This is a genomic window from Algoriphagus limi (genome assembly GCF_024919275.1).
GTDB classification, from domain to species: domain Bacteria; phylum Bacteroidota; class Bacteroidia; order Cytophagales; family Cyclobacteriaceae; genus Algoriphagus; species Algoriphagus limi.
This window is the reverse complement of record NZ_JANWGH010000001.1, coordinates 992,070-1,012,034: the sequence shown is the minus strand read 5'-3', so window position 1 is coordinate 1,012,034 and position 19,965 is coordinate 992,070. Positions and strand designations below refer to the sequence as shown.

At 39.2% G+C, this 19,965-nt stretch carries 17 protein-coding genes; 7 read left to right on the top strand and 10 right to left on the bottom strand.

The window, feature by feature from the left end; translation table 11 throughout:
* Nucleotides 1-202: 202 nt before the first annotated feature.
* Complete coding sequence (locus NY014_RS04455) at nucleotides 203-1,591, top strand: arginine decarboxylase (protein ID WP_259413337.1); 1,389 nt, start codon at nucleotides 203-205, stop codon at nucleotides 1,589-1,591.
* 21 nt (nucleotides 1,592-1,612) lie between these two features.
* Here NY014_RS04455 and NY014_RS04450 read toward each other — a convergent pair whose 3' ends face one another.
* The 5 genes from NY014_RS04450 to sdaAB all read right to left on the bottom strand — a co-directional run bounded on the left by NY014_RS04450 (nucleotide 1,613) and on the right by sdaAB (nucleotide 8,138).
* Complete coding sequence (locus NY014_RS04450; RefSeq protein ID WP_259413336.1) at nucleotides 1,613-2,299, bottom strand: SIMPL domain-containing protein; 687 nt, start codon at nucleotides 2,297-2,299, stop codon at nucleotides 1,613-1,615.
* Between the two features lie 111 nt (nucleotides 2,300-2,410).
* Nucleotides 2,411-4,651 carry a heavy metal translocating P-type ATPase gene (locus NY014_RS04445; protein ID WP_259413335.1) on the bottom strand — a complete coding sequence of 747 codons (2,241 nt, stop codon included), beginning with the start codon at nucleotides 4,649-4,651 and terminating at the stop codon, nucleotides 2,411-2,413.
* A gap of 139 nt (nucleotides 4,652-4,790) precedes the next feature.
* Nucleotides 4,791-6,104 (bottom strand): efflux RND transporter periplasmic adaptor subunit, encoded by a 1,314-nt coding sequence (locus tag NY014_RS04440; protein WP_259413334.1) that lies wholly within the window; start codon nucleotides 6,102-6,104, stop codon nucleotides 4,791-4,793.
* 3 nt (nucleotides 6,105-6,107) lie between these two features.
* On the bottom strand, nucleotides 6,108-7,451 hold the full coding sequence (locus NY014_RS04435) for a TolC family protein (protein ID WP_259413333.1): 1,344 nt from the start codon (nucleotides 7,449-7,451) through the stop codon (nucleotides 6,108-6,110).
* A 9-nt stretch (nucleotides 7,452-7,460) separates the two neighbouring features.
* The gene (gene sdaAB, locus NY014_RS04430) at nucleotides 7,461-8,138 is read right to left on the bottom strand and encodes an L-serine ammonia-lyase, iron-sulfur-dependent subunit beta (protein ID WP_259413332.1); all 678 of its coding nucleotides are present in this window, start codon (nucleotides 8,136-8,138) and stop codon (nucleotides 7,461-7,463) included.
* A 419-nt stretch (nucleotides 8,139-8,557) separates the two neighbouring features.
* Between sdaAB and NY014_RS04425 the strand changes: the two genes are divergently transcribed.
* The 3 genes from NY014_RS04425 to xylA are packed head-to-tail and all read left to right on the top strand — an operon-like array spanning nucleotide 8,558 to nucleotide 13,055.
* Nucleotides 8,558-10,201 (top strand): sodium/sugar symporter, encoded by a 1,644-nt coding sequence (locus NY014_RS04425; RefSeq protein WP_259413331.1) that lies wholly within the window; start codon nucleotides 8,558-8,560, stop codon nucleotides 10,199-10,201.
* A gap of 3 nt (nucleotides 10,202-10,204) precedes the next feature.
* Nucleotides 10,205-11,707, top strand: a complete 1,503-nt coding sequence (locus tag NY014_RS04420; RefSeq protein ID WP_259413330.1) for a xylulokinase — start codon at nucleotides 10,205-10,207, stop codon at nucleotides 11,705-11,707.
* 34 nt (nucleotides 11,708-11,741) lie between these two features.
* Nucleotides 11,742-13,055, top strand: coding sequence for a xylose isomerase (gene xylA / locus NY014_RS04415; protein WP_259413329.1), 1,314 nt, complete (start codon nucleotides 11,742-11,744; stop codon nucleotides 13,053-13,055).
* 50 nt (nucleotides 13,056-13,105) lie between these two features.
* Here xylA and NY014_RS04410 read toward each other — a convergent pair whose 3' ends face one another.
* Both NY014_RS04410 and NY014_RS04405 read right to left on the bottom strand, forming a co-directional pair.
* Nucleotides 13,106-14,167: an alpha/beta hydrolase gene (locus tag NY014_RS04410; RefSeq protein ID WP_259413328.1), complete on the bottom strand. Its 1,062-nt coding sequence runs from the start codon at nucleotides 14,165-14,167 to the stop codon at nucleotides 13,106-13,108.
* 3 nt (nucleotides 14,168-14,170) lie between these two features.
* Nucleotides 14,171-14,758: a hypothetical protein gene (locus NY014_RS04405; protein WP_259413327.1), complete on the bottom strand. Its 588-nt coding sequence runs from the start codon at nucleotides 14,756-14,758 to the stop codon at nucleotides 14,171-14,173.
* 151 nt (nucleotides 14,759-14,909) lie between these two features.
* Between NY014_RS04405 and NY014_RS04400 the strand changes: the two genes are divergently transcribed.
* Nucleotides 14,910-15,485 carry a hypothetical protein gene (locus tag NY014_RS04400; RefSeq protein WP_259413326.1) on the top strand — a complete coding sequence of 192 codons (576 nt, stop codon included), beginning with the start codon at nucleotides 14,910-14,912 and terminating at the stop codon, nucleotides 15,483-15,485.
* Nucleotides 15,486-15,494: 9 nt separating this feature from the next.
* Nucleotides 15,495-15,995 (top strand): hypothetical protein, encoded by a 501-nt coding sequence (locus tag NY014_RS04395; RefSeq protein WP_259413325.1) that lies wholly within the window; start codon nucleotides 15,495-15,497, stop codon nucleotides 15,993-15,995.
* A gap of 5 nt (nucleotides 15,996-16,000) precedes the next feature.
* On the opposite strand, the gene NY014_RS04390 is transcribed toward NY014_RS04395, so the two are convergent.
* Both NY014_RS04390 and NY014_RS04385 read right to left on the bottom strand, forming a co-directional pair.
* Nucleotides 16,001-16,318, bottom strand: coding sequence for an antibiotic biosynthesis monooxygenase family protein (locus NY014_RS04390; RefSeq protein WP_259413323.1), 318 nt, complete (start codon nucleotides 16,316-16,318; stop codon nucleotides 16,001-16,003).
* Between the two features lie 11 nt (nucleotides 16,319-16,329).
* Entirely contained in the window at nucleotides 16,330-17,544 is a 1,215-nt protein-coding gene (locus NY014_RS04385; protein ID WP_259413322.1) for a serine hydrolase domain-containing protein, read from the bottom strand.
* Nucleotides 17,545-17,707: 163 nt separating this feature from the next.
* Between NY014_RS04385 and NY014_RS04380 the strand changes: the two genes are divergently transcribed.
* Nucleotides 17,708-18,955 carry an NAD(P)/FAD-dependent oxidoreductase gene (locus NY014_RS04380; protein WP_259413321.1) on the top strand — a complete coding sequence of 416 codons (1,248 nt, stop codon included), beginning with the start codon at nucleotides 17,708-17,710 and terminating at the stop codon, nucleotides 18,953-18,955.
* A gap of 1 nt (nucleotide 18,956) precedes the next feature.
* Here NY014_RS04380 and NY014_RS04375 read toward each other — a convergent pair whose 3' ends face one another.
* Nucleotides 18,957-19,913, bottom strand: a complete 957-nt coding sequence (locus NY014_RS04375) for a ThuA domain-containing protein (RefSeq protein ID WP_259413320.1) — start codon at nucleotides 19,911-19,913, stop codon at nucleotides 18,957-18,959.
* Nucleotides 19,914-19,965: the final 52 nt, after the last annotated feature.

The window sequence follows — 19,965 nt, the reverse complement described above, 5'->3', positions numbered from 1 at the left end:
TTCAGCTTGCAAAAGTACTCAAATTGGTCTAGGAATCCAGCCTGAATAATTTCTTTAAAGCTATTCTTACCCGTAATTCCGGCAAATGATTTTTAAATTGAAAGTCATTAGCGATTTCTGATTAGATATTCCATCCGATTGGTTTGAAAATCCATCTTATTGTTCAAATTTTGCGACCTTGTAATCCAAAAGCAATTGCCCCATGAATAGATACATCGATCTGATCCAACAAACTTTTGACTTTCCCACTAAAGAGTTTCATGTTGAGAATAATGAGCTTTTTTTCAATGGGGTTAATTTGATGGATATCATTAAAACCTATGGTACTCCTCTGAAGCTTACTTACTTACCTAAGATTTCGGAGAATATCCAAAATGCGAAGACCTATTTTCACAATGCAATGAAAACCCATGATTATCAAGGGAAATATACATATTGCTATTGTACTAAGTCTTCTCACTTCAGCTTTGTGCTAGATGAGGCTTTGAAAAATGACATTCATATTGAAACCTCCTCTACTTTTGATATTCCTTTGGTTCGTACGCTTTTTGAAAAAGGTAAAATCACAAAAGACACTTACATCGTTTGTAATGGCTTTAAGCGTGAAAAATATCTTCAATACATTACCGAATTGCTAAATGATGGGTTCAAAAACTGTATTCCTATCCTAGATAATCTGAGTGAAATCGATTATTACCTAGAGCATGTCAAGGTGCCTTTCCAGGTTGGGATTCGAATCGCTGCAGACGAAGAACCAAAATTCGGTTTTTATACCTCTAGACTTGGTGTTCGCTATGCAGATATCATCAAACTTTATGAGGAGAAAATTAAAGACCATCCTTTGGTGAGCCTGAAAATGTTGCATTTTTTCATCAATTCAGGCATTCGGGATACCGCTTATTATTGGTCAGAATTGACCCGTTTTATTCAGAAGTATGTGGATTTGAAGAAGATCGCGCCGACATTAGACACAATGGATATTGGAGGTGGTTGTCCAATCAAGACAAACGTGTTTTTCGATTACGATTACCAATATATGGCAGAGCAAATCGTGAAAAACATTAAGTGGATGTGTGCTAAAAACAATACGAAGGAACCAAATATTTTTACTGAATTTGGAAGCTACACAGTAGGAGAAAGTGGAGCCGTGCTCTATTCAGTTTTGAATCAAAAACTTCAAAATGACAAAGAGCTTTGGTATATGATTGATGGTTCGTTCATTACTCAACTACCGGATAGTTGGGGACTCAATCAAAAATACATAATGCTTGCTGTCAACAATTGGGATGAGGAATACCACAATATTTCACTGGGTGGTTTGACTTGTGATAGCATGGATTATTATAACTCAGAAGCACACCAGTTCAATATTTACCTGCCAAAAATTAAGGAGGGAAAACCTCAATACATCGGATTCTTCCATACTGGGGCTTATCAAGAATCATTGGGAGGATATGGAGGAATTCAGCATTGTCTGATTCCTGCTCCTAAACATGTGTTGATCGATCGGGATGAAAATGGAAAAGTGACCCATCGATTGTTTGCAGATGATCAAACAGAGGAAAGCATGCTAAAGGTACTGGGATATTAAAACCCAGTACCTTTTTTGTTTTTAGTATGTGTATTTGACAAAAACTCGTTTGCTGATTTCCTGTCCATCTGGGGCAATTAAAGGAGCATCGGCAGCTTCTGCATTCACCCTGAATTTTGCTACAGGCATAAATCCTCCTTCAAAAGTAACATGATGAACTCGAATACTACGGATTCCCAATGTTTCCGCTATCAATTGAGCTTGATTTTGAGCATCTAATAGAGCTTCTGTAATCAGGGTCTTTTCAATAGCTTTCTGCTGCTCATCTGAAACCGTAAATTGAAGATTGAAAACCATATCGCCAGCAGATTGGATTGCTTCTACTATTTTCTGAAGTTCTTCTGTTTGACTTGTGGTCACAATTTGTAGATTTTGACGAGCAACATAGCCACTGTCAACCCAATTATTCCCTCTCTGAACCCGGTTGATATTTACAGAAAAATTATCCGCAATCAGTTTGTAATCTTTGATTTTGGCTTTTTTCAAAGCACTTGCTAGGCTTTCCGTTTTGGTGTTCAATACACTTGTCGCAGTAGCCACATTCATAGCTTTTTCTGAAAGATAAATGTTAAAAGAAGCCTGATCTGGAGCGATTTTTCGAGAGGCATTTCCCTGCACTTCAATAAGCGGGATGGCATTGTTTTCTTGTCCAAAAGCCAAGACAGAAAAAGCAAATACCAAAAATAGGGTGACGATAGAATTTTTCATTTGATTAGGATTTAATTGAAAATTAAGTCAGGAACTAGACAGCTCAAACTAGCTAAGGGCTACAAAAATTACTGAATTTTAACAGGATTTAGGACTCTTTCCGGTTTTGGTTTAGATTCTTTTTCTTTTAAGCAAGAGACTGTTGCTTACTACCGATACTGAACTAAATGCCATTGCCGCTCCTGCAATCATGGGATCCAATAGAAATCCATTGATAGGATAGAGAACCCCAGCTGCTATCGGAATTCCAATTACATTGTAAATAAAAGCCCAAAATAGGTTTTGTTTGATTCCCCTAACAGTCAATTTCGAAAGTCGTATTGCTTGTGGGATTTTGCGGAGATCGGATGTGATCAGGGTAATTTTGGCGACATCCATTGCTATATCTGAACCATGCCCCATAGCAATACTTACGTCAGCCATAGCTAATGCCTCTGAATCATTAATTCCATCTCCAACCATGGCAACTATTTTTCCTTGCTCTTGAAGAGTTTTTACATAATTGCCTTTTTCAGAAGGCAAAACGCCTGCTTTTATATGTTGGATCCCTGCTTCTTTTGCGATGTGAAGTGCTGCATTTTTTTGGTCACCAGTAAGCATGTGAACCTCAATTCCTGAATCCTGAAGGGATTTTATAGCTTCTTTTGAACCTTCTTTTATTTGGTCGGAGATTGAAATAATGGCAAGAGCCTTATTTTTTTGAGCGAAAAAGACGAGCGTTTTTCCTTGGTTGGCTCTTTCTTCAGCAAAAACTTGGAAGGCTTGGGGAATATCAATCTGATTCTCTTCAAGTAGCTTTTGATTTCCAACAAAATAGGAATCATCCTTATAGCTCGCTTCAACTCCTTTCCCCGTAACGCTCTCAAAGTGATTGGGAGCATTAGTCTTATGACTTTTTTGTTCAAGTTCCAAGCAAATAGCTTTTGCAAGTGGGTGTTCTGATTGGGATTCTATACCCAGAAGATTGGCTGATAATTTTTGAATTTCATCATTATCCAAATCATCACTCCATAGGATATTCTCAACCTTGGGTTTTCCTTCTGTGATTGTCCCTGTTTTGTCGAGAATGATGGTATCTATTTTTTGGGCCAGCTCTAGGCTTTCAGCATCCCGAATCAAAATATTGTTTTCAGCACCTTTTCCCATTCCTACCATCACAGCTGTAGGCGTTGCCAAGCCTAGAGCACATGGACAAGCAATCACTAACACCGCAATAGAGGCAAGTAGGGCATGGGTAAGTCCATTTTCGGATCCTACCATCATCCAAATCGCAAAAGTGGAAATTGATATAAGAATGACAGTTGGGACAAAAATTCCTGCAATCTTATCGACCAATTTTTGGACAGGAGCCTTACTGCCTTGAGCCTCTTGTACTCGTTGGATGATTTGAGCTAAAATCGTGGAAGCTCCCACTGCAGTAGCTTGCATCTGAAGGCTTCCTTGTTGATTGATAGTGCCGGCAAATAATTTTTCCCCGGTCTCTTTTTGAACGGGGATAGGTTCGCCTGAAATCATGCTTTCATCCACAAAAGAGGAACCACTGATTACTTTACCGTCAACAGGGATTTTTTCACCAGGTTTTACCAAAATTCTGTCTCCTAATTGAACCTCTTCTATCGGGATTTCTTCATTTTTTTCATCCCCGATTCTCGTTAAGGTTTTGGGTTGAAGTCCTATCAATTTTTTAAGAGAGGAGGATGTGCTTGATTTAGCTTTTTCCTCCAGTAATTTTCCAAATGATATAAAGGTGATAATAACAGTAGCCGCTTCAAAATAGACATGCGGCTCTATCCCTTGTTGAATTAGAAATTGGGGAAAAATTGTATTGAATGCACTGAATAAAAAGGCAATTCCTGTTGATAAAGCCACTAAGGTATCCATATTGGCTTTTCTGTTTTTTGCTTTTTTCCAGGCATTGATAAAAAAGTGCTGTCCAAAATAGAATAGAACAGGAATAGTCAAAACCAAACTTATCCATCTTCCTGGTGTCCAGTCCATAAAGAACATTCCCAATACAAAAACAGGAATAGTCAAAATTGCAGCTCCAATGGTTTGCTTTTTTACTTCTTGGTAATGCCTTTCCTGCTCTTCTTCTACACTCTCCTGAATACTTTTATCAGAAATAATCAACCCATATCCTACGTCTTGAAGGGCGTCATTTAATGCTTGAGGAGTAATTCCATCCTCATATTCTACTTGGACGGTATTGTTGGCAAAATTTACGGATGCAGATTTGACTCCATCTGTGTAGGATAAAATAGTTTCCACACTAGAGGCGCATGCAGCACAGGTCATACCCGTCACTGGAAAAGTCTGTGTGTGAGTGCCTTTAGTTGCTGTTGAAGATTCCATTGGTAATTATTCTGAAAACAAAGCTTGCGTATAGTCTAAAAATTGAATGTAATGGTAAATAGTTCACTTTGTGAATTAATTTAAAGATCAAAAAAAAGCCCTGAATTTGATTTCAGGGCTCGAAATATGGCTTCTTAAATTAGTTGCCAGGTACACCTTCAGGAGCTTTTGTAACTTCGATTTTATCACCGTCTTTTAGCTCTTTACTTACGATGAAATAAGGACCTGAAATTACTTCTTCACCTTCTTTCAAACCTTCCAAAACTTCGATATTCTGATAATCAGAAATTCCGGTTTTGATTTGACGCATCGCTGCACTTCCATTTTCTACTACGAATACCAATTCCTTCAATTGTGTGGTTGTTCCACCTTCTAAGGTGTCTACTTCATTTTCTCTCGTCGTTACAGAGGAAAGAGGAATAGAAAGTACATCTGATTTTTCGGTAGTGATGATTTCAACGGAAGCTGTCATTCCCGGACGGAAAGGATATCTGTTTCCTTCTTTTACCAAGTCCTCATAAGAAGAGTTAAGGATTCTGATTTTCACCTTAAATTCCGTAACAGCATCAGCAGAAGCTTTCGTATTGGCAGTATTAGCGATGCTGGTAACAACTCCTTTGAACTTCTTACCAGAGTAGGAGTATGCATCTACATCGATGATAGTAGTATCTCCTTTGCTAAGACGAACGATGTCGTTTTCATTCACATCTACCCGAACCTCCATCAAGGAAAGGTCTGCAATAGTCAACATTTCAGTACCCGCCATTTGCTGAGTTCCTACCACACGTTCCCCTTTTTCAACCAGTAGGTTGGATACGATACCGGAAACAGGAGAATAAACATTGGTTAGTCGAAGGTTTTCAGCTGCCTCGTTAACTGTCGCCTGTGAACTTTTTACAATAAATTCTGCAGCTACCACATTTTGCTTAGCAGCTTCTAAATCCTTTTGTGCAGAAATATAGGAAGCTTCAGCTTGCTCAAAATCTGCATCAGAAATAGCCTTTTGTTCATAAAGTACCTTCTGACGCTTGTAATTCAATTCGCTTTGAGTGAATTGAGCTTCTGCTCTTTGAAGGCTTGCTCTAGCCTGAGCTAAGTTAGCTTCTTGCTGATTCAAGTTTGCACGGGCACGATCCAAAGCTGATATAAAGTTGTCAGGTCGAATCTTCACTAACAGTTTACCAACCTCTACAGAATCACCTTCCTCAACATTCAATTCGATGATTTCACCAGCTACGTCAGGGCTAAGATTTACTTCAATTTCAGGTTGAATTTCTCCGGATGCAGAAACCTTTTCAATGATTTTTGTTTTGGAAACTTTCGCTGTTTGAACTTGGGTTACTTTTTCTCCCCCAATCCAACCTGCAGATTTTCCAATAATTGCGAATAGGATAATTAATCCAACAACTCCCAGGAGGTAGTAAAGAGATTTATTTGATTTTTTCGTTGTCATGGTTTAGTTAAGGTTGATGGGGTTTCCTAAATAGAAATCAAGGACTTTAACTCTGAAAATGTAGGTGTATTTAGCGTTCAAAAGATCAGATTGCGCATTGAAGTAATTCACCTGTGCTACTTGAAAGTCCACAGAGTTGATTGCTCCTAAATCAAATCGTTGCTGAGCTATCCGAAGGGATTCTTCCAAGCTTTCCACTCGGGTTAAGGATGCTTGGTAAGATCGTTCTGCTGCCAAAGCTTGGTTGTATGCTGTCTCAATGTCCTGACGTAATTGGTTTTTGGCTTCTAGCTCTGCTACTTCTGCTAATTGACGCTGAACCCTTGCTCTCTGCAAATTCGATTTATTATTGAACTGTGTAAAGATCGGAATATTCAAAGAAAGGTTGACAGATTGAGAGAGGTTGTTTTCGATCTGTGTTCTGAATGGATCAGGCTCCTGTCCTGGAGCAGCTCTATCCACATAGTTTGAGAAAATATTTGCTCCAACACCTAAGGAAGGATAGAACGCCCCTTTAGCGGATTTAACCCCATATTCTGCACTTTCAATATTTTTTTGTGCCGCCAAAATCTCAGGCATGATTTCCACCGCTGTATTGTAAATCATCGTTGGATTTTCAGTTGCCATCAGGGATTCATTAAATTCTAAAGCAGGTTCTACAACTTCAAAATCCTCTGTGAATGGTATTTGCATGGCTTGCGCTAAATTTAATTTAGCTATCCGCAAAGCATTTTGAGCATTGATTACTTCTGATTCATTGGTAGCATTTTGAGCCTCCAAATCCAACTGGTCGGAATAAGGCAAGGAACCAGCCTCCACCAGTTTGGTAGTTCTTTCCAGCTGCTCTTTGGTGGTTTTAAGCTGATTTTCTGCGATTTTCACTTGCTCGCGATTAAACACAACATTGATGAATAAATTGATGATATTCAGAGTAATTGTGTTTTCGGTGGCCTCAATATTATATAGTCCAGCTTCCAAATCAGACTTTGCCTGATTGACTGAATTATTTATTCTCCCAGCACCAAAAATGGTCATGTTGGAGTTCATCGAAAGGTTGATGTTTCCGATTCGCTCCGTTTCAAAGAGGTTGGTTACAGGGTTAATCGAACGACCCCAACGGTAACCACTGCTTGCGCCTGTGGATAGGGTAGGGAATCTACTTCCTTTTCTTTGCAACAAATTTGCTTCGTTGCCAATTTGGTTGAGTTGACTTCGTTTGAGTGTCAAATTGTTTTCAAGTGCGATTTCTACAGCAGTTTCCAGGTCAATTGGACCTGTGATTTCCTGTGCTTTAGTCTCAAAAAACAATCCGCAGATCAAAGCGAAGCTTACAAAAAGCTTTTTCATTGTGGTAGCTTATAGATCTATATCTGGTATGTAAATTAATTCTTTAATCCAAGGTAATGATTTCAAATAATCGATGGTAATAGGCCGTATGCCTGAATCCATCTCAATGACATGACAAGCTAAGTCGTTTTTTCCTTTTCGGGAAACGGACATGGTTGCAATGTTGGTTTTTTCCTGGGCAATTACGGATGAAATGAAAGCGATTGCCCCAGAAACATCCTGCGCTTTAATAATCAGCGTATGAAGCTGAGCGGAAAAGTTGGCAACAAATCCATCAACTTCTGCAATATTAATTAATCCACCACCTAAACTTTCTCCTACGACCTCCACCTTTTTTTCTCCTTTTCGAAGATTGAGCTTGATAGTGTTTGGATGATGAACTGAAGAGTTTCCTATTGATTTAAAATGATAAACAAGCCCCTTTTCTTTAGCCAGTACCAAAGCTTCCCGGATTCGCTCATCATCTGTTTTGTAATCCATTAGGCCACCGATAATTGCTCTGTCGCTTCCATGTCCTTCATACGTTCTAGCGAAAGAATTATAGAAGACAATATTTGCCTCTTCTGGAATACCTCCTAAAACTCGGATGGCAGCTCGTGCTATCCGAACCACTCCCGCCGTATGCGAGGAGGATGGTCCAATCATCACGGGACCGATCATGTCAAATACACTGCTTTTTCCTGCCATGGCACCAAATGACCAATTATTATGCTAATAATCGCTTGAATTAATATTCAGCTCAAAAATGAAAATATTTGAGGATTTTACAGAATTATTTTGGACCAATAGTCAAATTTAAATACGGTTTAAATAATTCAAATTTAAATTCTGTTCATAATCGAACGTTTTTATGCGCGATTTTGAACACGCTAATTCAGTAAAACCTCGCTATTAAATATAAGTGTATTGGTAGTCGGTTTTGATGTAATCTAATTTTTTGGAAATAGGGAAGTTTTTTGACCATTGATAAGGCTAAGTATATTTTACATATAAAATTGACAGTAGTGGATGCTGACCTTTATCTGAAAGTTTTATATTTAGTGGCTTATTTAGCTATTAGTCTTTAACCTATAAACTTATTACTAAGCCCAATAACCCCAAAATCTATGCTCTTAGAACCCTTAGACCTCGTAGTATTCATTGGATACTGCTTGTTAATTGTTGGCATGGGAATATTTGTCTCCCGTGAAAAAAAAGGCCACGTAAAAAATTCATCAGATTATTTTTTAGCATCGAAAGCACTTCCTTGGTGGGCAGTAGGTGCTTCCTTGATCGCATCTAATATCTCTGCCGAGCAGTTTATCGGGATGTCCGGTTCTGGTTTTGCACTCGGTTTGGCAATTTCCACTTATGAATGGATGGCCGCCGCTACCTTATTAGTAGTGGCAATTTTCTTCCTGCCTGTTTACATCAAAAAAGGTATTTATACCATGCCTGGCTTCTTGCTTGATCGCTATGATACAAGGGTAAGAACGACCATGGCGGTCTTCTGGTTATTGCTTTATGTTTTCGTAAACCTAACCTCAGTTCTCTATTTGGGAGCATTGAGTTTGAATACGATTCTTGATATTCCTCTTACATACGGAATCATCGGTTTGGCCTTATTCGCCATGATTTATTCCATTTATGGTGGCTTGAAAGCAGTTGCTTGGACGGATGTAGTTCAAGTCTTTTTCTTGATAGCTGGTGGTTTGGCAACTACATATATCGCACTTCAAATGGTCGGTGAGGGAGACGTTTGGCAAGGAATCAGCCTTCTTCGTCAGGAAGTTCCGAATCACTTCTCCATGATTCTTTCAAAAGGTGAAATGATGATTCCTGATGGAAAAGGTGGGGAATATGATGCTTATTTGGATCTTCCCGGTTTGAGTGTCTTGGTTGGCGGGATGTGGATAGTAAACCTCAGTTATTGGGGTTTCAATCAATATATCACCCAGCGAGCATTGGCTGCAAAAAGTTTGGATGAGGCTCAGAAAGGGATGATTTTCGCTGGTTTCCTGAAGATTTTGATGCCATTGATCGTGGTAATTCCAGGAATCGCTGCTTTGGTTATCGTCAATAAAGGAATGGATTCAAGTTTTCTTGCTTCCATGCAAGATCCGATGACAGGCTTGGTTAAGTCCGATAGAGCATATCCAACATTGCTTCAATTGCTTCCTGTTGGCTTGAAAGGTTTGGCTTTTGCTGCCTTGACAGCTGCGATTGTATCTTCCTTAGCTTCTATGGCTAATAGTACTTCAACCATTTTTACCATGGATATTTATAGCAAGTATTTTGGTAAAAATGCAACTGAAACACAGCAGGTCCGAGTAGGTAGAATTACTGCTATTGTCGCCTTTATCATTGCATCTTTTGTAGCTCCTGCCTTAGGTCAATTGGATCAAGCATTCCAGTTTATTCAAGAATATACAGGCTTCATTAGCCCAGGAGTATTTGCTATTTTCTTCTTTGGTGTATTCTGGAAAAAAACCACTTCCAATGCCGCTTTAGTGGGAGCCGCATTGAGTATTCCACTTTCTGTGGTTCTTAAGTTTGGTTTGCCTGATCTTCCATTCATCGATAGAATGGGAATTGTCTTTTTGATTTTGGCAGTGTTGATGATCAGTATCAGTTTAATAGAAGGAAAAGGAAAAGATCATCCAAATAGCATTGATATCAATCGGGATCTTTTCCGTACCAGTACTGGATTTAAAGTTGGTGCCTTCCTGATTTCCGGAATCATTGCCGCATTGTATATCATATTCTGGTAAGCCATGAGGAAATTGTTGCTTGGATTAGATATTGGGAGTTCCTCAGTCAAAGCATCCTTGCTGGATGCTGACTCGGGAACGGCCCTTGTTGCCAAGGCATTTCCCAGTGAAGAAATGCCGATTTCTTCTCCAAAGTCCGGTTGGGCTGAACAAGATCCTGAAATGTGGTGGAAATATGTTCAGCAAGCTTCTAAATACGTTCTCAATAAAGCTCAGGTAAAAAAGGGTGAATTGAAAGGTATTGGAATTGCCTACCAAATGCATGGATTGGTATTGGTGGATGAAAATCAGCAAGTCCTTCGATCTTCCATTATTTGGTGTGATAGTAGAGCAGTAGAGATTGGAGAAAAAGCTTTCGAGCGCTTGGGAGAGGAATATTGCTTGAATAATCTCTTGAATTCCCCTGGGAATTTTACGGCTTCCAAATTACGGTGGATTATTGAAAATGAACCGGATCTAGTTTCTAGAATCCATAAAATCATGCTACCTGGAGATTTCATTGCGATGAAACTGACGGGGGAGATTTTGACTTCTGAAACAGGTCTTTCTGAAGGGATTTTTTGGGACTTCCAAAAGAATGGAATTTCAGAAAAGCTATTGGAGGATTACCAAATTTTGGAAGAATGGATTCCAGAGGTTGTTCCTTCTTTTTCGATTCAAGGAAAAGTAACATCCCAAGCCTCTAAACTCACTGGAATAGAGGAGGGCGTTCCGGTTTCCTATCGCGCAGGTGATCAACCTAATAATGCATTTTCGCTACAGGTACTAAAACCAGGCGAACTTGCTACCACTGCAGGTACTTCTGGTACGGTCTATGGAGTCTGTGATACCCCTTTGTTTGATCCACTTTCTAGGGTTAATACCTTCGTTCATGTCAATCATCAAAAAGATAGGCCTTCCTATGGAGTATTGCTTTGTGTGAACGGAACGGGGATTTTGAATAGCTGGATCAAGCGGTTGATGGGTGCTGGCAAAATTGAATATGATGAAATGAACAATTTCGCAGCCTCAGCTGGAATTGGTGCAGATGGATTGCTTTTTATTCCATTTGGCAATGGGGCTGAGCGAATTTTGCAGAATAAGCAAGTGGGCGCTCACATGATTGGCTTGGATTTACTGAAGCATGATAAAGGACATATGATTCGTGCTGCTCAGGAAGGAATCGTAGCTGCTTTGACCTATGGTTTCCAAATCATGAAGGAAATGGGTTTGGACCTACAGACCGTGAAAGCAGGTAGAGCTAATATGTTTCTAAGTCCGATTTTTAGAAAAACCTTTATCCATATGAATCGTGTGGAGTTGAAATTATACGATACAGATGGAGCCCAAGGAGCTGCAAGAGGCGCTGGAATAGGTGCTGGAATTTTCTCCAATGAAACAGAGGCATTTGAAGGATTACAACTCTTGGAGACATATGAACCCAACGAAAATTTCTTTGAGCCCTATGAGGAATTATTTTCCCGTTGGAAAAATTGCCTTCAGGAAATTCAAAAAATGAATCTATAATTGATCAATAAACTCAAACCTAAAAATAACCAATATGTCAAAATTGTATTTTCCGGAAATTGGAAAAATCGGGTATGAAGGCCCTCAGAGTGACAATCCACTTGCTTTTCGATATTACGATGAAAATCGAGTGATTGGTGGAAAAACGATGAAGGAGCACTTCAAGTTTGCTATCGCTTACTGGCACTCCTTCTGTGGTACAGGTGCTGATCCTTTCGGTCCTGGTACGATCAGACATCCTTGGGATGAAAACCCTGATGCGATTCAGCGAGCAAAAGATAAAATGGATGCCGCTTTTGAATTCATCACTAAGATTGGAGCACCTTATTATTGTTTTCACGATGTGGATTTGATTGATGAGGGAGGTTCCTTAGCTGAATATGAAAAGCGGATGGAAATCATCACAGATTATGCGCTTCAAAAGCAAAAGGAAACAGGAGTGAAATTGCTTTGGGGTACTGCCAATGTTTTCAGTAATCCCCGCTACATGAACGGTGCTTCTACCAATCCAAATTTTGATGTGGTTGCTTGGGCGGGTGCTCAAGTGAAAAATGCACTGGATGCTACCATCAAGTTAGGAGGAGAGAATTATGTGTTCTGGGGAGGAAGAGAAGGATACATGTCTCTTCTCAATACAGACATGAATCGGGAGGTAGAGCATTTGGCGAAATTCCTTTCCATTGCTCGCGATTATGCACGAAAAAATGGGTTTAAAGGTACTTTCTTCATCGAGCCTAAACCAATGGAGCCTACAAAACATCAATATGATTACGATTCAGCAACCGTTATAGGATTCCTGAGACATTATGGTTTGGATAAGGATTTCAAATTAAATATCGAAGTTAATCACGCGACTTTGGCAGGACATACCTTTCAACATGAATTGCAGGTAGCGGCGGATGCAGGTCTTTTGGGAAGTATTGATGCCAATCGAGGAGACTATCAGAATGGTTGGGATACCGATCAATTTGCTTTGAATCTTCAAGAATTAACTGAGGCTATGTTGGTGTTATTAACTTCCGGAGGCTTAAAAGGTGGCGGAGTGAATTTTGATGCAAAAATAAGAAGAAACTCTACCGATCCTGATGATTTGTTTTTGGCTCATATCGGAAGTATGGATGCCTTTGCAAGAGGAATGCTGATTGCAAATGACATTTTGGAAAAATCTGATTATCTCGAGCGAAGAAAACAGCGCTATTCAAGTTTTGATGCTGGAAAAGGCAAAGATTTCGAAGAAGGAAAATTAACCTTGGAAGATCTTCGGAATTATGCAGCTGAAGTAGGTGAGCCTACTCAAATAAGTGGAAAGCAAGAGTACTATGAAAATTTATTGAATCGCTTTATTTAATTAAATATTCAAAAAATCAGCCCGCAGAATTACTTTTCAGCGGGCTTTTTTTATTTCTCCATCATGGAATTAGCTTCAATCAATTCTTCCACTTCTTGTTGATATTTTGGACTTGGAGGAATTCCCACCACATTTTCCAAAAAGTCAATCGTCTCAAATAAAACACCTTCCCAGTCGTCAGAGGTGATGGAACTACCGATTACGTGATCTCCTGATTTAGGAAAAGCTCTTTCTCTTTTCAATTCTTCAGGCGTTCCTATTTGTTGATACATTTCTAGCATTTTTGGTACAGAAACGACCGGATCCTGCTCTTCATCACTTTTGTAATAGTAGCCTAGGAAAAGGGGCTGGTTAATTTTTTCAAAGGTGTTTTGGTTCATCATGCTGTAAAGTAGCACAGCGAGACTTTCGTAGGCGTTCATATGATAATCTTCGGACCAATAGGCTGCTTTTTCACCCTCTCGATTTTGATGAATAACCTTATTTTCCATCATTGTTTTTTCCATAATCCATTGTGCCCATGGACTGAAAAAGCCTTCCAATCTCTCCCCATTATCTCGGATTGCCGGAGAGTAAAGCACCACAGCTTTGATGTCAGGCTGCTGAGATGCTAGAACCAAAGTAAGTGCTCCACCCATTGAGGTTCCCACTACAATGACTTCATCTCCCAAGCTTTTTCCGATTTGATAAGCTTCTCCTGCTGCATCCACCAAGGCTTGGGCAGAAAGATATTCCATTCCATTTTCTCGCCTAATTCCATGTTCGGGAAGTCGGGTCACGTAAAGATTTGCCCCAAAATGCTCCGCTAAAAACCGATGCACAGGGTCACCTTCCATAGGGCTTGCTCCAAATCCATGGATATAAACAATAGAATAGGGGGTCTTTCTTGGATTACTTTCATCTGCCCATTGTATATAGGCTTCATTCCCTTCCTTGAGACCGATGACGGTATCTTCTCGTGTTTTTACATAGTCAATCAGTTCATTGACCCGAGTGGGAACTTCGGGATAATGAACAATTAGCTCTTGCTTTTCCACTTTAGGGCCAAGCATATAGACGATAGCAATGACCATTGCTAAAGAAAAAAACACAAGAAATATTTTCCGGATCATAGTCTAGTTGGTTGTGATTATTGGAGAAGTTGAATCAAAAATCAGCTGTCTTCCATCTCTCAAAAATAAGTAGGTTCTCGTATGCAATTGAGAATTATTTGCTAAATCCCCGGTGAACTTTAGTCCAAAGGTGGTTTCAAACTTTCTGAAATCCCGAATTTCTGAAAGTGGAGTGTCTTCCCTGTTTTTGAAAAGATAGGAAATATCTGAACCTGCTTGAATGTTGCCAAGTGGTTGAGTTAGGGTTATGGTAATGTTTGAGATGTTTTGAAAATTGTAAAGAGGGATACATGTAAGGGCATAGGCGAAACCAAATCCTGATACCGTATCATAATTTTCGCTGAGTAATTCAAAATCTAATTCAATGACCAATTCAAAATCCTGCAAAGGAACCACATCTGATGAAGTGGAAAATCGATCATTCCTGTAGGGAAGATATTTTACCTCTAAATCTGTTGCTGTCGCATTTCGTGGATCTGGACAACGGCCATACAAATCAGGAAGCTGCTCTTGAACACAAGCCTGCCCAATCATAAGAGCCAAATAGCCCATGAAAATGGAAAAGAGAGATATGATTTTTTTCTGACTCATTTTCATTCACTTAGTACTAAAATAATGGAAATATTACGAGCTTTCAGAAAATGCTATTTCTTTAACATTAATTAGAAATTACCTTCGTTTTAGTATCCTTTAAATCCCCAATTACGTTCACCACCCTGAATACGATACGATTTTAATCCCTATGAAAAAACTTCTTCTAATTCTTTCGATCCTTGTTTTCGCAGGATCTATTCAAGCACAAGAGTCAACTCGCTTACCTTATCAATCTATTTTTGTAGAATTGGGTGGTCCGGGATTGCCTTACAGCTTCAATTATGATTTTCGATTCAACAAGGAAAAAATGGATTCCTGGGGGCTTCGTGTTGGAGCAAGTGGATATGCGTTCTCTGGAGGAGAGTCCTTTTTTTCTTTACCCATGATGGCAAATCGTCTTTATGGAAAGGGGCCTCACTATTTTGAGATGGGTTTTGGCTTAACTTTTTTTGCCTTTGATAATCAAAGCGAAGATTACTATTGTCTAGATGGGTATTATGATCAAAACACAGGGCAATATGTTTGCACCAATTATGGTGGAAATGATTACAATTTTATTCTAGATGTGGACGGTTCTCCAAGTTTGATGGGAACCATGAATTTTGGGTATCGTAGAATCCCCGTGGATGGTGGGTTTATGTGGAAGATCAGTTTAAATCCCATCTTCAACAACAATGGATTTTGGCCTTTGTATGCAGGTGTAGGTTTGGGGTATGCTTTTTAAGGTGGATTGATGAAAAAATACATTTTAGTATTCCTGGTTTTGCTAGGATTTCAATTCTTTGCTCAAGCACAATCCTCCGAAAGGGAAAAAAGTAGAGGAGTCTATGTGGAATTATTTGGAAACGGGATCATGTACTCTTTCAATTATGATCAGCGATTTTCAAACCGATTTGATGGATTAGGTTTTAAAGCAGGCGTTTCTTATTTCGCTATAGACGGAAGTTCATTAGCCACCATTCCTTTAGGATTGAATTACTTATTAGGGAAGGAAGGGAAATATTTCGAAGTAGGAATGGGAGGTACCTATCTCAGGGGAGCCGATAAAAACAATAATTTTACTGTCGGAGATTCCCGAACTGTGGGTGATGGTTTCGTGGGAACAATGGTTTTTGGCTATCGTCGAGAACCTGTGGATGGTGGGTTTTTATTCAGAGCTTCTTTAACTCCTGTATTCACAAGTGAATTCTTTTGGCCACTATCTGTAGGAATCAGTTTTGGGTATGCTTTTTAAATAGCTTACCGCTCAAATCCATAATCCTTTTCCACCAAGCAGATTCTCGTTTTGAAGGATTGATACCATTTTTCTTTGCCTAGTTTCTGGGCTAATTGATGTTCAGCTACTTCTTTCCACTTTTTGATGGACTCTAAGTCTTTCCAATAGCTAATCGTAATTCCCATTTGGTCTCGCACACTTTCATGTCCTAAATAGCCCGATTGCTCCTTTGCCAATTCCACCATGTGTTCAGCCATTTCATGGTATCCATCTTGATTTTCAGTTAAATAATTTGTGAAAATCACCGCGTAATAGGGCGGATTTGGAGTAGAAGCAATCATTTGAAGCGCAATTATTGGATACTTTCTAAAACTAATCGGACCAATTCAGCTTTGTCTCCATTTGGAATCCATCTTGCCACAATCACCAAATCATTTTCAGGATCAACATAAATCATGTTGGTTCCTGCACCAATATGCAAAAAGGCAGTTTCAGGAGCGGCAGGTACTTGTTGCTTATCTTGATTCAAGAAATAGTTCATGAAACCATAACCCGGATTTGCAGGTGTTGGGGTTTTAGACTTTTTGATCCATTCTTCAGGGATTAATTGTTTTCCATTCCAATTACCATTTCTAAGGGTCAAATACCCAAATCTGGCTTGGTCCCAAGCTGAAAGCATCATACCACCTCCCCAGTGGGAACCTCCACTAACTGATTGGACGATTTGTCCATCCAAAACAATAAAGGAGTTTTCATAACCTGTCCATCTCCAAGTATCACTTGCTCCAATTGGGTCCATGATTTTTTCTTTCAGTACGATTGGAAGTGGCTTTCGCCAAATATTCAAAAGCGCAAGAGCTAAGACATTTACTCGAGTATCATTGTATTCATACTTGCTTCCTGGTTCATTTTGAGGTCTGGCACGCTTTTGTGCTACACCTTCTGCTGGACGATCCGCCCAATCAGGTTTTCCCCAAAGACTTCCTTCCCAATCAGAAGTTTGCCTTAAGAGATGATCCCAGGTTATTTTTCGGTTATGCTCTGTGTCAAAAAGTTCAAAAACATCTTCTTCTTCAAAATGATCGGCCTTGTTCATGGCTAGACGCTCAGGCTGATAAGGATAAATAGGAGCCATGTAAGGATAAACCAAATCATGCTCGCTACGAATCAGTCCTTCTTCTACGGCAAGCCCTGCTGTAGTCGATAAGAAACTTTTCGCTACTGAAAAAGTCAAATCCACTCGATTAGGATCACCCCATTGACCCACCACATATCCTTTATAAATGATTAATCCAGTAGCTGGCCCACGGGTTTTCATTGGTCCAATAGGATACCCAAAAGGTTCCCTTCCAAAGGCACTTTCATAATGCGCGATTTTTAAATTTGGATTTGCATCACTTTCGTGAGAAATAGCAAAATCGATTGCTTCCTGAATTTTATCTGGGTTTAGATTAAGCTCTTCAGGAGATTTTTTCTCCCAATTCGCTTTTTCAGGAAAGTAGATTTGGGCATTGACTTGAGAGAAACCAACTAATAGGATGAAAGCAAGTAGGAGTAAATTCTTCATTTTGGATTTTTTTGTGATTTTAAGAAAAACCTTTGAATTGGCTGAAACCATTGATGGATTTGTTCAACATAAGCCAAACTCTTTGACCTGTCCTCAGTTATTGATGAATAGAAATTAGCACTTTCTAGACAAAATTGTTTTGTGCAATTTTACCCAGTAAACTATGAGAGAAGAAAAAATTTACATTATCGGAGCTGGCTTGTCCGGTTTGATTGCTGCATTGGAATTAGAAAGATCCGGATTCCAACCTATTATTTTAGAGGCTACAGACCGGATTGGTGGCCGAATGAAAACTGATGAAGTAGATGGGTTTTTGTTGGATCATGGGTTTCAGGTTTTGAATACCGCATATCCAGAAGCCAAGAAATACTTGGATTTCCAGGCGCTTCATCTCAAGAAATTTGATCCGGGAGCCGTCATTTTAGGCGAAAATGAATCCTACATCATCTCAGATCCCATGAGGAATCCATTGAAAGTGGTTAGTATGGCTTTTTCAAAAGTGGGAACCTTTATGGACAAGGTGAAAATGTTTACCCTGACTCAAGATCTGAAGCAAAAGAGTGTTGATGATATTTTTAATTCAAAGAATAAACCTACCCATCAGTATTTAAAGGATTATGGGTTTTCTGATCAGATCATAGAAAATTTTTTTAAGCCGTTTTTTAGAGGGATTTTCTTGGAAAAGCATATGAATACCTCCTCCCGAATGTTTGAGTTTGTTTTCAAAATGTTTGCAATTGGGCATGCTGCCATTCCAGAAAAAGGAATGGGTGAAATCCCCGCTATGATCCGAGAGCAATTGAGTTCAACTCAGATTTATTTCAATCATCCTGTAGAAGAAGTTCAGGGGTCAACGATTTTCCTTAAGAATGGGGAGAAGTTAGAAGCGGATCGAATCATTATTGCAGTGCAGCCAGATAAAGTGATGAAGCAGCTTCAAGGTCAATTTGCTCCTCCTCAATCGGTGATTAACCTGTACTTTTCCCTTCAAAAATCCTTTTTGGCTCGCCCTATGATCGGCTTAGTTCCGGGTGATCACCTCGTCAATAATATTGTGTTTATGGATGATGTTTCACCAGCATATAGTAAAGAAGGAAAAGCGCTTCTTTCTGTGACTGTATTAGAATCGGATTTGGATGAGAAAGAATTGATTCGAGAAGTTCAGAAGGAATTGAGTAGAATTTCAGGGATCAAAGCTGATTTCTTTAAGTTTATCAAAAGCTATCAAATCAATTATGCTTTGCCTCATGTGAATGATTTGAAGAACTCCATTCCATTTACCCAGTCTAAAATTTCAGATCAGGTTTATTTGGCTGGTGACTATTTGCTGAATGGATCGATAAATGCTGCTATGACTTCAGGAAGGATAGCTGCTGAGGCCGTAATTCATTCTTACATGCCTACTCATTGATTTATTGAGTTTGAATAGGAGAATCATCGCAAGCTACATCTCCGACCAAATATTGAAGTCCATCTAAGAAAAACTGAAGCAACTTGGGGTTTTCAAAACTTTGGGCATTATGGGAAGGTGCTGCATAGAATACCTTTCCTTTTCCTTCTGATCGAATCCAGGCAGCATAAGTTTTGCCGTTAATTTTCTCTTGTCCTTTCCGCTGATTTTTGATTTCCTGATTGTTGAAGTATAGGAGAGGGCGAAAATCCTTCTTTTCATAGGCATTCATGTAGAAATATGGTTCATCTACATGAGTGAAGCTTCCAGAAGAAAAAGCTTGGGTCAATGGATGTTTTGGATCTTCTACCCGTACTTCAATGACTTGCTGAGGTGGATGATAATCAAAACTACCACCCACTAAATCACTAAACTCCATGGATTTATTTTGTGTCGTAATTCCGCCGTGAAGAACCATTAATCCTCCGCCGGATTTCACATAATCAATCAGGTTTCTTTCTAGTTGAAGTGCCTTTTTCATCAAGATGACTGAATCTTCGTCGGATTCATTACTCAATTGATCCCAAAACAGATTTCGATGATCTGGCTTGGAGCAGGTGTTGTTTAAGACAATTGCATCGAAACCCTTTAGATTTTCCAATTCAAATTGGCTGATATCTTTTGATCCCATCACTTCAAAAGCCCCAGATTTCTCACCCAATATTTTGATTATTTCTTCTGTATGCGGAATTACCCAATGCTCGAAACCAGTATGTAGCGAAAAAACCAAAACACTTTTCTTTTTTGAAAAAGGAAATCTTGTCTTGGAAGGGGCTTGTTCTTCAATTTTTTGAATCCATGTTTCATCAAATGGAACTTCGGGTAGGTCTTGGGAATAGGAGTTTTGGAATTTAAACAGGATCGATAATCCTAGAATTATCTGGAAGCTTATGAGGGAATTAATTCTGAAAGTTCTCAAAGTTTAGTAGCTTTTGTTTAGATCAACTGATTTCCAATTTCAATAAAATACC

What these genes read in the sequence shown, in the direction of transcription:
- NY014_RS04455 (WP_259413337.1), top strand. Translation starts at nt 203, where the DNA reads ATGAATAGATACATCGATCTGATCCAACAAACTTTTGACTTTCCCACT.
- NY014_RS04450 (WP_259413336.1), bottom strand. Translation starts at nt 2,299, where the DNA reads ATGAAAAATTCTATCGTCACCCTATTTTTGGTATTTGCTTTTTCTGTC.
- NY014_RS04445 (WP_259413335.1), bottom strand. Translation starts at nt 4,651, where the DNA reads ATGGAATCTTCAACAGCAACTAAAGGCACTCACACACAGACTTTTCCA.
- NY014_RS04440 (WP_259413334.1), bottom strand. Translation starts at nt 6,104, where the DNA reads ATGACAACGAAAAAATCAAATAAATCTCTTTACTACCTCCTGGGAGTT.
- NY014_RS04435 (WP_259413333.1), bottom strand. Translation starts at nt 7,451, where the DNA reads ATGAAAAAGCTTTTTGTAAGCTTCGCTTTGATCTGCGGATTGTTTTTT.
- sdaAB (WP_259413332.1), bottom strand. Translation starts at nt 8,138, where the DNA reads ATGGCAGGAAAAAGCAGTGTATTTGACATGATCGGTCCCGTGATGATT.
- NY014_RS04425 (WP_259413331.1), top strand. Translation starts at nt 8,558, where the DNA reads ATGCTCTTAGAACCCTTAGACCTCGTAGTATTCATTGGATACTGCTTG.
- NY014_RS04420 (WP_259413330.1), top strand. Translation starts at nt 10,205, where the DNA reads ATGAGGAAATTGTTGCTTGGATTAGATATTGGGAGTTCCTCAGTCAAA.
- xylA (WP_259413329.1), top strand. Translation starts at nt 11,742, where the DNA reads ATGTCAAAATTGTATTTTCCGGAAATTGGAAAAATCGGGTATGAAGGC.
- NY014_RS04410 (WP_259413328.1), bottom strand. Translation starts at nt 14,167, where the DNA reads ATGATCCGGAAAATATTTCTTGTGTTTTTTTCTTTAGCAATGGTCATT.
- NY014_RS04405 (WP_259413327.1), bottom strand. Translation starts at nt 14,758, where the DNA reads ATGAGTCAGAAAAAAATCATATCTCTCTTTTCCATTTTCATGGGCTAT.
- NY014_RS04400 (WP_259413326.1), top strand. Translation starts at nt 14,910, where the DNA reads ATGAAAAAACTTCTTCTAATTCTTTCGATCCTTGTTTTCGCAGGATCT.
- NY014_RS04395 (WP_259413325.1), top strand. Translation starts at nt 15,495, where the DNA reads ATGAAAAAATACATTTTAGTATTCCTGGTTTTGCTAGGATTTCAATTC.
- NY014_RS04390 (WP_259413323.1), bottom strand. Translation starts at nt 16,318, where the DNA reads ATGATTGCTTCTACTCCAAATCCGCCCTATTACGCGGTGATTTTCACA.
- NY014_RS04385 (WP_259413322.1), bottom strand. Translation starts at nt 17,544, where the DNA reads ATGAAGAATTTACTCCTACTTGCTTTCATCCTATTAGTTGGTTTCTCT.
- NY014_RS04380 (WP_259413321.1), top strand. Translation starts at nt 17,708, where the DNA reads ATGAGAGAAGAAAAAATTTACATTATCGGAGCTGGCTTGTCCGGTTTG.